This is a genomic window from Gillisia sp. Hel_I_86 (genome assembly GCF_007827275.1).
GTDB lineage: Bacteria > Bacteroidota > Bacteroidia > Flavobacteriales > Flavobacteriaceae > Gillisia.
Map to the genome: position 1 here is coordinate 568,005 of NZ_VISE01000001.1, position 11,975 is coordinate 579,979.

Consider the following 11,975-nt stretch of genomic DNA (forward strand, 5'->3'; position numbering starts at 1 on the left):
TTCACACTTCACCCCCTTCACTCCAAAACATCTTCCCAATTCAAAAATTCCCACTGCTTCAAATCCTTATTCAACCTCTTTCCAATTACCTCCCCAAACCTCGAAGCCTCTATTCCAAATCCTTTAGGCTTTTTCGCTTCCAAATCTTCAAATCTCAATACGTACCCTGCCTTTAAATCTTTATTTACCGCTAATGATTTTTCGAAAATATTTTTTAACTCCATAAAATTGGAATTGTCATTTTTATCCACAGGATGTTGCAGAGCCCTTTGGATATTTCCTACAGCTTTTACCAATTGAGCGATTTCCTCAATTTCCAAGGAAGAACTGGCATCCGGTCCTAAACTGTCCCGACTAAAAACAGCGTGAAACTCCAAGATCTCCACGCCCAATGCGGCAGCGGCGATACAGGTTTCTATTTTAGCGGAGTGATCTGAATATCCTACTGGAACTCCATATCGTTCCTTTAATTCCCCGATCACATTCAACCCATAATTCTCGGGTTGGGTGGGATAAGCCGTGGTGCATTGTAAGATTGAAACTTCCACCTTTCTTTTCTTTAAAAATCTCATAGTGCGATCCAGTTCTTCAAAGGAACTCATTCCGGAAGATAGAACCATTGGCTTCCCAGTGCCCACTATTTTTTCCAACAATAAAAAATTATTCACCTCCCCCGAGCCGATTTTATATCGCGTTGCCCCCACTTCTTCCAGTAAATCCACTGCGGCGTTGCTAAAAGGAGAAGCCAAAAATTCCATTCCCGCTTCCGCACAGTGTTGTTTTAGTTCTTTCCACTCAACCAATGAAAATTCCATGCGTTTCCAGTAATCGAAACGGGTTTTGTCCGGTGTATCCAGCTTCACTCTAAATGGTTCATGAATACTGCTTTCGGCCTCGGCAATATGCACTTGAAATTTAACCGCATCTACTCCGGTTTTCGCCAAAGCATTTATATATTCCAACGCAGTTTGAAAACCTCCATTGTGGGCTTGCGCTATTTCGGCGATTATGAACATGTTTATACTTATTTTTTAATGGTAAACTCTAGGGCATCCAAGCCTTCTGAAATTTTATATATATAAGGCTTGTTACGATAAAAGGCGACACTATGCAACAGCAACTTATCATTAATCTCTTTTAAACTGTAATAAGTGGGAACTTTCTTGTTAAACATTTTTTTCGTTTTATACTTTGCACTTTTCTCAAAATTGCTGCGGCTGATCTTAACTTTATGAATTCCCTGTATTAAAGGTAGCTGTATAAACAAGAAATGATCAATCGACGCTTTGGTATTGTCCAATTCCAAAGAAGTGGGCACCTCTAAAAGTTTCTGCAATTCTATTTTTTGTAGAGTATCGCCCCAATTATCACTATTTACCTGCGTTAAGTGGTTTTGTTTATTGTATTTTAAATGTTCATGATTTAATTTAACAATACCTTTAATTTGCAAATCTGTATGTACATCTTTTTTCTCAGCCAAGTGATAACTGATATGCCATTGGTGTAGCATCAAAACATTTTCATTGTAATATTGCAGTTTATAGCCCGCATTGCGAAGCCGGTTGTGCATATCGGTATCTTCGGCACCCCAAAAGTGAAAAAATTCATCAAACCCACGTAATTTCTGTAAAATTTCTACCGGAAACATGCTGAGCCCGGTCGCTTCTGCCGTGCTCTTTCTAAAACCGCTAAATCTTTCTTCTGAAATTTGGGAAATATCATCTTTATTGGTAGTAAACCCTATCTGAAAATAAGTAGTGGTTTCTGGGTTTTGGAGGGCGATAGCTTTTTCAACAAATTTAGAATGAAAAACCATATCCACATCAGCCACAAAGCAAAAACCGAAATCTAAGTTTTTGATCACCGAGTTTAACGCACGGCTTTTATTCCATGGCTGAAATTGGGTAAAACAATATTGGTAAGTTATAAAAGGATAAGCGGTACATAGCTTTTTTACTTTTTCCGCAGTTTCCGGCCGCGAGCCATAATCCACAAAAAAAACCTTAAAATCTTTGCTGGTTTGCCCCGCCAAAGACTCGAAGGAATATATTAGCCTTTGTAAATCGCGGTTTCGGTATGGGTAGATGATGGATAGCAAGTTTATCTTTTTAAATTATCTTCAACCAATTTATACTTTTCTAAAACTTGTTTCTGAATGTACTTTCTTTCCAACCTGGGTCTAATATTGGCTGTATTATAAGCAATTCCTTTCATTATCAATTCTGGATTACCAATAGCTTTTAAAATCAGTGCTGCAATTTCATCACTATCTTCGGGCTCATCAATCAACAATCCATTTTTATCATGTTCAATAATTTCAGCGGTTGCACCTCCGGGATTAGATTGTATGGGGAAAACTTCCATAATTATGGCTTCCAAAAGCGTATTGGGCGTACCATCGGAGATACTGTTGCCTATATAAATAACAGCTTTCCCCATAAGTTCCAGTACCTCATCATGACTAACCTGGCCGATTAACTTCAGGTTTTCCATTGAACTCAATTTTTCGGAACTTTCCACAAAATCGAAAATAGTTTGATGAGTTCCAAAAACCACAATTTCGTAAGTCGATAGTTTCTTTTTCAAACTTGAAACAGCCTCTAAAATATTATTACCCCTTCCAAATGTATGCTGATATCCCTTTATTAAGATTATATTTCGTTCTATATGCTCCTTTATATACTTATTATAATTATCAAGTACGTAACCTCCTCCTCCAGGGTAATTCCCTAAATATTCTCCATCAAAGCCATGTCTTTTGGCGATAATAAAATCTCGGGCACAATCAGCGAACATATAATCCATACGAGGAAATACGCTCTTCATGTCCTGTAACATTTGAGCATTATTTTGATAAAAGAACAAATCGTTTCCCCAAGCAGAATATATCCATTTAATTTCAGGATGCTTTTTAATTATTTCTAAAATTGGCACGCAAGCCGAATACATAACAAAACTATGCACCACATCGGGCTGTATTTCTTTGAGTTTTCCTTCAAAAACATCAGAAAGTTGTCTTTGGTTAAATGAATTTATATAATCGTATAATCTCGGTAATTGATGCTTTATGGCGTACCTACCTGGATATTTAATTTTTTGACGCCAACCAATTATTTGCTGTACAAAATCTATTTTTTCTCCTCTGGTATTGGAATCAAAGACATCCAGCCAGTAAATTTCATGCCCGGAATCTTTTAATTGTTCCGTCCAACGAAAAAAATGATTGGAAAACATAGAGACCATAAGAATTTTCAAAGCAAATTATTTTAAATTTTCAAGAATTTCTTAAACCTTGTATCCCCGGTTTTTAGGGTTTTGAAAACCTGATAGAAGACAAAAACCTTCAAAAGTCCTAGTCTGTTTTTCAAAGATAAATTCCGAAAATATAAAAAACTAAGATTTATACATTCTTGAGCTTCGGCATATTTTCTTTCAGCCATCTTCCATCTCATCGCCCATAGTAGGTTCTTTACAGAATGTAATACTATTTTTTGATTGTTGGGAGTTCTATCCATAATTCTTTTATAAACTTCCACAAAAGAATTTATCTCAATTTGTAATTTGTTTTTATGTGTGGTTATAGACTCATTACCTCTGCGAACATAAATCAATTCCTTATCTAAAATTCCAATATTGGCATTTTTAAAAATGATTCTTGAGAAGAAATCCAGATCTTGCAACTGATGTATTTTTTCATCATAAAGTTTTTTATTCAGCAATGCACTTTTACGCCATAACGGCACTACATTTAAAATAGAAATTTTACCAAGCACATATTCTTCATAGACATCCTCCTTAATTTCTAATCGTTTTTCATTTTTACGTTTATACCATTTATTGTTTTCTTCATAAAATTGTACCGTTTTACAAATGCAATAATCACAGTCATTATTATTGATTAAGTAATTAACTTTAAGACTTAAATTGTCTTTCTGCATTAAATCGTCACTATCAAACCAATGTATGAAGTGCCCCTTGCTCTCCAAAAATCCAAAATTTCTTGCGCTATTTCCTCCTTTGGGTTTATGTCTGGGGCTTTTTAAATATTTAAACCTGGAATCCCTTGCTATATATTTTTCAAGAATTTCGCGGGTATTATCGGTACTGTTATCGTCTATAACCAAACATTCCCAACTGCGATATGTTTGTTCCAAAATGGAATCGAGGGTTTTCTCAAGAAGTTGAGCCCTGTTATAGGTTGGAATAATTATAGAAACCAAGGCTGTTTTCACTTCTTCATTTTAATTGATTTATACTTTCTATTGAGCTTAATGCTAAGCGGATCAAACCACTTTTTTAATAAGGTTTTTAAGATGATCAACAGATAAATATTTGTTTAAATCCATTCTATTTAGACTTATATCTTTTTCTTCTTTCCAATTTTGATACAGTGTTTCAATTTTTCTTTGAATGTTTTCAATATCTGAAATTTCTGACCAGTACAAATAATCCTTACCCAGTAAACGATGAGATTCACTAATATTGGGTCCCAATAGTAAAATTGGTTTGCCTGATGCTATGCAGTGTGGAAATTTACCAGGCAGAAATGGGCTTATTGAAGCCTTAGCTTCCAAAATCACATTTACCGTAGCATCTTGTTGAATTTTATATACCGTATCAAAATCAATGGTTTTTTCACTGGCATAGAATTGCGGTATCGCGATCATCATTTCCTGAAATTTCTTTGAAAATTGCGACTGCCTTCCAATCATGATTAAACTTGCATTTAGTTTTGCTTCCGGATTATTATGCAAGAATAATTCAAATGCTTTTAAAAGACCTAAAGGGTTCCTGGGCCCCATTAAAGCACCCGCATGCACAATATTAAATTTAGATTTATCAAAAAAATCTGGTAAGGCAATGGAGCTCTTCCTTTCTTGAATTTGGTGCGGAATAATTAAACGTTTATTTCTGAAAAACGGAAAGTAACTCTCCATCCACTCGGCTAAAAGCAAACTGGGGTAAGCCGCAAAAGCCGCTTGCTGTGAAACTTTCACAAAAAACATCCTTTTTTGTTCATGTCCCGGCTCTACCCAGTCATAAGGCCTTGGATAATATGCAAACGGATAAGGATCGTGAATATAAGCTATCCATTTCTTATGCCATTTCGGTATTTTTAATAAAGCGTGATGAGGCCTAAAACTTCCCCCCTTACTTAAGGTAAGCACTAAATCTGGCTCAAAATCTTTTATTTCTCCTAATGCTGTTATTATACTGTTACGATCGTTAAAAAGGGTAAAAGAAAAACCGAAAATCTTTTCGAGCGGTTTATTAAGATGTATTTTTAATTTATATCGAATTTGCCTTTCCAGCCGGCTTAAGAAAAATAACCAAGTCCATCTTTTTTCCTTTATGGCTACGCATTGTATTTCGGGTATTTGCATTTCTTTACGGGTGTAATGGTATACCAACACCTCTAACCCGGCTTCGTTTAAGTTTTTAATTAGTGCTAAATTTGCCTTAGAACCACTGCTGTCTTCCACGTCAATAGATTCAACAACGACTAATATTTTCTTTTGGGTTGGCAAATGTTGTTTGGGGTTTATGGTTCTTAGTTTATGGTTTGTTGTAAAACTATGAAATTTAGAGGAACCTTATTAAAAAGAGTTGTCCTGTTTTCTATTATCCGTGAGTCATTGCAAGGCGTAGCCGTGGTAATCTGCTGTTTACTGTTTTTACATTTCTTCACCCATCACTCTTCACAATTCACTTTTCTGAATACTCAATGCTAATTACTCAATTTTATTTTTCAGAAACTCAACAATTCTAAAAGCCGCATTTCCATCCCCATAAGGATTTGCTATATTCTTAAAATCTGGAAGATTATCCAAAAGTCGAGCAGCCTCCTCCACTATTTTATCTTTATCGGTACCCACCAAAATAGAAAACCCAGCTTCCACGCCTTCCATTCTTTCTGAAACGTCCCTGGTTACGAGCACGGGTTTTTTAAAAGTAGGGGCTTCCTCCTGAATTCCGCCAGAATCAGAAATTATAAGGCTGCAACGCTGCATCAGCCAAAGCATGGTGGGATAAGCCACCGGTTCCATAAGATGAATATTGTTTTTGTGCCTAAGCATGTCCTGCAAGGGATTTTTTACATTGGGATTTAAATGAAGGGGGAAAATCAATTCCATATTTTTGGTTTCTGACAATTCCCGCAAAGCTTCACATATTTTAATAAATCCTTCTCCAAAATTTTCCCTGCGATGCCCTGTAACAAGGATCAATTTTTTATTCGGGTTGAGCATGGCTTTGATTTTCTTAATTTCTTCGCTCAATGGCTTCGAATCCATTTTATCAATTGCCCAATGCAAGGCATCTACCACGGTATTTCCTGTAACATAAAGCTGATCTTTTTGAATTTTTTCACTTAATAAGTTGGCATGTGCTTTACCTGTAGGTGCAAAATGGAAGTCGGCGATCCTTGCAGTAAGCTGGCGGTTTATTTCCTCAGGAAAAGGAGCTGCTTTATTGTAAGTGCGTAAACCCGCCTCCACATGCCCCACTTTTACACCCTTGTGAAAAGCGGCAAGGCCAACCAGGGCTGCACTGGTAGTATCTCCATGCACCAAAACAAGATCGGGATTTTCCTCTTCCAATATACGGTCGATTTCACTAAGAATTTTTGCGCTAAGCGCATTCAATGACTGGTTTGGTTGCATTAAATCGAGATCGTGATCTGGCACTATTTCAAAGAAATCCAACACCTGATCCAGCATTTCCCGGTGTTGGGCTGTTACACAAACTTTAAAAGGAAGGTTTTCTTTTTGAAGTTCATGAATAATTGGAGCCATTTTTATGGCTTCGGGGCGGGTGCCAAAACAGACTAGGATTTTCAAGATTTGATCATTTTGGATTTTAATTCAAAAATTGGTTTTAGAACAAAATAAAACTGATAGCCAAATTTATATTTGAACGACTTCCAATTTGAACTGTTCCCAGCAGCTAAAGCAGTTTTTGTTACACTAAAAGATTGAATAGAAAATCCCAAACGTATAAAAAACTTTTCAAGAACTTCATTCCAAAGATTATTTTTTTTTAGCTTTTCCATTATAAGGAAAGAAGCTTTAATTTGGGAATCCCTCCTTATATTATTTCCAGAATGAAACTCTCCTGTATTGGAATTGGAGTGTTTCCTTCCATAAAAAAGCACTTTGTTTACAGAAATTCCTTTAATCCCCGATGAAAGAATTCTTGAATAACATTCCCATTCTTCCGCGTACATTAAAGCTTCATTAAATCTGTTCATAATAAAACATTCCCTTCTCCACATTACCTGACATGAATTAAAAGGGATCTTATTAGTAATCATTTTATCTAAAACAGAGATATCCAGTAGTTCAGAATTATATTTAGTATTACCATCGAAATTATAATGAAAATCTCCCCAAAAAACCTTTCTTAAATATCTAACATACTTGACATTATTTTTAAAATTATCGACTGAAATTTTTAAATTTTCAGGATGTACAATATCATCATCATCAAAAAAAACAACATACTCCCCTTTCGCTATATCCAAACCCATATTTCGACAACCAGGCAATCCTTTTTTATATTTTGAGCTACGTTTTATATACTTAAAGCGTGACTCTCCATCTAGAAAAGGCCTTAGGATTTCTTTCGTGTCATCGGTGCTGCCATCATCTATAATTAGGCATTCCCAATTGGGGAAGGTTTGATTTTGAATACTCACAAGCGTTTCAGAAATCAAATGTTCCCGATTATAGGTTGCCATGATAATAGAAACTATTGGGGAAGGGTTCATTTTTATTTAGTTTTTGGAATTTAAATGTTCTCCCTATCTGCTTGGACTACTCCCAAATTTAGACTTTAAAAATTTAATGGGTTTTAAAATTGTTTTTCCAATTTTAAACTCAATTCTGCGGGTATTTTTTAATTTTTCTTTTTCTTCCGCTTCAATTCGTTTTAACAAATCCTCAATAAACAAAGTATAATGCTCTTTATAAAGATTGGAATGCTTGAAATAAATATACTTTTGCAGTTCATATTTAATTTTATTTGCGTCTATTCTCATAGATTGTTTTTTCTGCCGATAATTAAAGAGGGGTTCATTAATTACATAAGCTTCTCCACTTCCAGCTAAAAGCCTTATATAAAATTCCCAATCCTCGTATCCTTTAATCATTTTTTCATCATACCCTTTTACAGTTTCCCACTCCTTTTTTCTATAAAGCGAATTACCAATGGCAGCATTGAAAAGCAAAAATTTTTCAATACCTCCACCTGAAGGCTTAAAAATGTCAATAATGCCTTCTTCGTTAAATCTCCTCGCATAGCAGGTGGCTATTTTTATATCTTCTGAACTCTGAAGTACTTCAGCAGCTTTGGCACAAAATTCTGGTTCGAAGAAATCATCGGAATCCAGAACCAAAATAAGGTCTCCATTAGATTGGTTTATACCCGCATTTCTGGCAGCACTCAATCCTTTATTCTCCTGTGTTATTAGTAGATCAATTTTGGTTTTTATGTTTGCTAAAACTTTTTTAGTTTTTAAATTGGAGCCGTCATCAACTACTATAATTTCTTTGTTTTTATAGGTTTGTTCAATCGCTGATTGCACGCTTTTTACAATATAATAAGGATCATTATAGCAAGGAATTACTATTGAAATTAAAGGATCTGGTTTATTCATAATCATTTTTAACGATTAAAGCACTAAATTATAGCCTGATCCACTTTTGTGGAATTAAATCTTTAGAATTCTTCTCTTGCTCAGCATCCAAAAACCACTTTTTGGGAGCAATGATTATCTTATCGGAATGTTCATTCAGCCAAGCTGCCCACCAACTAAAGGAGCTATTAGCTATTATATTATGGTTACATAAGCTCATTAAATACATATCCTTCCAGCTATCTTCCTCCGTGTTTCCAGGAACAAAAATATTTTTATTAGGAAAATTTTTAAATTCCTGCTGAACCCATTGTATATCGTCGGAAAAGAAAACTAAATTAAAATTAGTTAATCGCGATGAAAAGAATGCAATAGCTTTTTTATAGTAGGACATGGTACAGTTTCCGTGAAAATTCTTTGTTTTATCGTCTGCCACATAATCACCCCGCCGAACATGGATAGAGACAGAGATTCCTGAAACTATTAGAAGCCTAATTTTCTCATTCCTTTCATCTAACTCATTTATAGGAAATTTAAAAATATTCTGTATAAATTTTTCTCTTCTTGAGAAATAATTATGACTTTGAAAGTATCCTTTTAAATAAACAGGTGCTTGTAAATTTAGCACCTTAGGATCAAAACCAAATGATAATTCCTCATAAACCTTGGGATAATTTAAACCCAGTTTTTTCTTCAACTTCTCAAGTGTAGTTAAGATATAAAAAAAATAAATTTCCTCTTTGGTCGCTACCCTTAATAAATTATTAAAAATTCCAACGCTAAAGTATCTTGGGAAATTTTTTAAATTCTCATTGTTATCATTATAAAAGGAAGTATCAATTAAGACCTGGGAATTTTTCTTTTCTGCGATTAATTTTGCAATAACATATTGAAACATTTGGTTTCCCAAGCCACCAAAAAGTTTGATAATAACAAAATTTTTACTCCCAAACATATTTTGAATTTTTACCTCCTTATTTTTCTGTGTTAGAGCCTTCATTGATTTTTCTTGCAATAAATTTAAAGGGTTGGAGAGCAGTAGCACCAAATTTATAGGTGAAAGTATTTTTTATTTTTCTTTTTTCTTTTTCTGATTTATCAATTCTGGAAAAAAGATTAATAATATTATCCTCATAATTATTAATGAAGATATCCTTATGCTTTATATAAATATAGGCGAGAAGATCATATTTAAAAGAAAGGTCTGCAAAATGATTTCGTGATTTTTCTTTTAAACGATAATGGAATAGGTGCTCTTTTAAAATGTAAATCTTCCATCCTGCTTTAGTGATTGAAATATTAAAATCCCAATCCTCATAACCCTTTTCCATTTTTTCATCATACCCATGAACATCCTGCCAAATTTTTTTCCTGAATAATGAACTTGCAAGCGCTCCATTCTTAATTAAAAGGCCTTTTGCCTCGCCACCACTGGAAATAATCTCACCACGTATTGTATTTCCAATAAAGAGGTGAGCATGGCAACTTACCAACCCAACTTTTGGATAATTATCTAAAACGGCTGCCGCCTTTTGAATAAAAGTGGGTTCAAAATAATCATCCGCATCCAAAGTGAGTATATATTCTCCATTTGCAGCCATGATTCCCCTGTTCCTTGCACCACTAGGACCTTTGTTTTCCTGATAAATTAAAAGATGAGCTTTTTCATTTAGCCTTTTTAAGACCTCTTTGGTTTTTTGATCAGATCCATCATCAATTATGATTATTTCTCTGTTGGAGTAAGTTTGGCCTAAGATAGATTGAACTGCTTTTTCGATATAAGCACCATCGTTATAACAGGGAATTACTACGGAAACTAATTTATCCATCTGTTTATTTTTGAAAAAAAAGATCCTCTAATTTTTCTACTTTAGGGGTATTGGAGCATTGGGAAATATACGTTTGTCGTATGGAATTTGAAAGTGTTTTATATTCTATTTTTTTCAATTCTATTAATTGTTGTGCCATTTCAAACATTTCATCAAATTTATTCACAATTAGAAAGTCATGATCCTTAAATCTTGTTTGCATAGCTCCAACATTATAAGATAAAACGGGAATGCCTGCTGCCATGGCTTCCAGACCTGTTAATGGTCCTGTTTCAAACTCAGAAGTTATAAGGAAGAAGGAAATATTTTTATAAAACAAATGAGTTTGGGCGGGGGGGATGTTCATCTTAATTAACTTAATAAATTGGTTTAAATGAAGAGAAATTATCAACTCGTTCAACTGATCAAAATATTCTTCATCTCCTTTCCCTTGGATTATTAAAGTAGCATTTTTCCCATTGGAATTTAGCCTTTCTATCAGTCTTATAGCTTGTTCAATCCTTTTCTCTTTTGAAAACCGGCAAAGCATTCCAAAAGTAAATTTTCTAGTGGTTTCAGTTTGCAAAAGTTTTTTTTCATTAGCTATAATCAAATCCTGAACAATCACATTATCGCTCTGTAAACTGATAGATAAAAACTTTTGATGGAGAATATTAGATACAACAATTCTTTTCAAAGGCCTTAAAAATTGTTTTTTCCACTCCGGAATTTCTTCTTTGTAAACTATAGTAAATTTGAGCAGGCATTTATTTCCTTTAAAATTATTAAGCAAGGGCAAGTAGTATTTTTGAGAAGTCATTGCAAAAATGTAAACATAATCAAATCCTTTTAAACGTTTTAAAAACCAATACGCATTTTCAAGAAATGAAGTTTTTAAATTAAATGTGATCCTAAAAGCCTTGTTGATTTTTTTTACATTTTCATTTTTAAAGAAAGAAGGATAAGTACTAAACTTTATCTTGGGGTTGGAAGCGAGGTCTAAATAAATTGGATGGTTAGGCTTATATGGACAAAATATTTCAACTTGTTTAAACTTGCCAGAATTTGCAAGTTCCTGGGCGGTTGTTAAGGTTTCTATCTCGGTTCCTCCCACTACAGAGAGATAAGGGGTGCTTATTAATAATTTCATTTTAAAAAACTAGGGCTTTATTCTATGATTTTTCTGTTTATTCTTAATTTCTAAATGGTTTTGCTTACTAAAAATCACAAAATACCTAAGCTTGGGATTTATAATTAGATTATAGAACTAAACTTATAATTTAGTTTGTTTGTCGGTAAAGTATCCTAAACTGAAAAATGACGTCATTCTGTCCCGACCGTTCGGGAGTTTCAGAATCTCATTTCAATGTAAATCAATACAATATTGAGACCCTGAAATAAATTACCATTGACGTGTTTTTATTTGTTTGTGAATCCTAGACCCTGAAACCAGTTACCATTGCCGTATTTTTATAAATTGCTGATTTATATATAATTATAGTACCTAATGCCTTGGCCATTTTTTAATGCGC

At 34.1% G+C, this 11,975-nt stretch carries 11 protein-coding genes; all 11 read right to left on the reverse strand.

Going from position 1 to position 11,975, the window contains the following annotated elements; genetic code table 11:
* Positions 1 to 17 precede the first annotated feature (17 nt).
* Positions 18 to 1,016, reverse strand: a complete 999-nt coding sequence (locus JM83_RS02440) for an N-acetylneuraminate synthase family protein (RefSeq protein WP_144959041.1) — start codon at positions 1,014 to 1,016, stop codon at positions 18 to 20.
* Between the two features lie 8 nt (positions 1,017 to 1,024).
* The gene (locus JM83_RS02445; RefSeq protein WP_144959043.1) at positions 1,025 to 2,098 is read right to left on the reverse strand and encodes a glycosyltransferase family 2 protein; all 1,074 of its coding nucleotides are present in this window, start codon (positions 2,096 to 2,098) and stop codon (positions 1,025 to 1,027) included.
* Between the two features lie 2 nt (positions 2,099 to 2,100).
* Positions 2,101 to 3,255: a glycosyltransferase family 4 protein gene (locus tag JM83_RS02450; RefSeq protein ID WP_261376313.1), complete on the reverse strand. Its 1,155-nt coding sequence runs from the start codon at positions 3,253 to 3,255 to the stop codon at positions 2,101 to 2,103.
* 11 nt (positions 3,256 to 3,266) lie between these two features.
* Positions 3,267 to 4,232 (reverse strand): glycosyltransferase family 2 protein, encoded by a 966-nt coding sequence (locus JM83_RS02455; protein WP_144959045.1) that lies wholly within the window; start codon positions 4,230 to 4,232, stop codon positions 3,267 to 3,269.
* 51 nt (positions 4,233 to 4,283) lie between these two features.
* Positions 4,284 to 5,528: a glycosyltransferase family 4 protein gene (locus tag JM83_RS02460; protein ID WP_144959047.1), complete on the reverse strand. Its 1,245-nt coding sequence runs from the start codon at positions 5,526 to 5,528 to the stop codon at positions 4,284 to 4,286.
* A 204-nt stretch (positions 5,529 to 5,732) separates the two neighbouring features.
* Positions 5,733 to 6,839, reverse strand: coding sequence for a non-hydrolyzing UDP-N-acetylglucosamine 2-epimerase (gene wecB, locus JM83_RS02465; RefSeq protein ID WP_409994691.1), 1,107 nt, complete (start codon positions 6,837 to 6,839; stop codon positions 5,733 to 5,735).
* On the reverse strand, positions 6,836 to 7,768 hold the full coding sequence (locus JM83_RS02470; RefSeq protein ID WP_144959051.1) for a glycosyltransferase family 2 protein: 933 nt from the start codon (positions 7,766 to 7,768) through the stop codon (positions 6,836 to 6,838). The genes wecB and JM83_RS02470 overlap by 4 nt, the downstream gene beginning before the upstream one ends.
* A 33-nt stretch (positions 7,769 to 7,801) precedes the next feature.
* Positions 7,802 to 8,656 (reverse strand): glycosyltransferase family 2 protein, encoded by an 855-nt coding sequence (locus JM83_RS02475; protein ID WP_144959053.1) that lies wholly within the window; start codon positions 8,654 to 8,656, stop codon positions 7,802 to 7,804.
* Positions 8,657 to 8,684: 28 nt separating this feature from the next.
* Positions 8,685 to 9,590, reverse strand: coding sequence for an alpha-1,2-fucosyltransferase (locus tag JM83_RS02480; RefSeq protein WP_144959055.1), 906 nt, complete (start codon positions 9,588 to 9,590; stop codon positions 8,685 to 8,687).
* Positions 9,591 to 9,609: 19 nt separating this feature from the next.
* Positions 9,610 to 10,464, reverse strand: a complete 855-nt coding sequence (locus JM83_RS02485; RefSeq protein WP_144959057.1) for a glycosyltransferase family 2 protein — start codon at positions 10,462 to 10,464, stop codon at positions 9,610 to 9,612.
* A gap of 4 nt (positions 10,465 to 10,468) precedes the next feature.
* The gene (locus tag JM83_RS02490) at positions 10,469 to 11,593 is read right to left on the reverse strand and encodes a glycosyltransferase (RefSeq protein WP_144959059.1); all 1,125 of its coding nucleotides are present in this window, start codon (positions 11,591 to 11,593) and stop codon (positions 10,469 to 10,471) included.
* Between the last annotated feature and the right edge of the window lie 382 nt (positions 11,594 to 11,975).

Bases quoted from the DNA above. Each gene is read 5' to 3' on its own strand.
- JM83_RS02480 (WP_144959055.1), bottom strand. From the start codon at position 9,590: ATGTTTGGGAGTAAAAATTTTGTTATTATCAAACTTTTTGGTGGCTTG.
- JM83_RS02485 (WP_144959057.1), bottom strand. From the start codon at position 10,464: ATGGATAAATTAGTTTCCGTAGTAATTCCCTGTTATAACGATGGTGCT.
- JM83_RS02440 (WP_144959041.1), bottom strand. From the start codon at position 1,016: ATGTTCATAATCGCCGAAATAGCGCAAGCCCACAATGGAGGTTTTCAA.
- JM83_RS02475 (WP_144959053.1), bottom strand. From the start codon at position 8,656: ATGAATAAACCAGATCCTTTAATTTCAATAGTAATTCCTTGCTATAAT.
- JM83_RS02470 (WP_144959051.1), bottom strand. From the start codon at position 7,768: ATGAACCCTTCCCCAATAGTTTCTATTATCATGGCAACCTATAATCGG.
- JM83_RS02490 (WP_144959059.1), bottom strand. From the start codon at position 11,593: ATGAAATTATTAATAAGCACCCCTTATCTCTCTGTAGTGGGAGGAACC.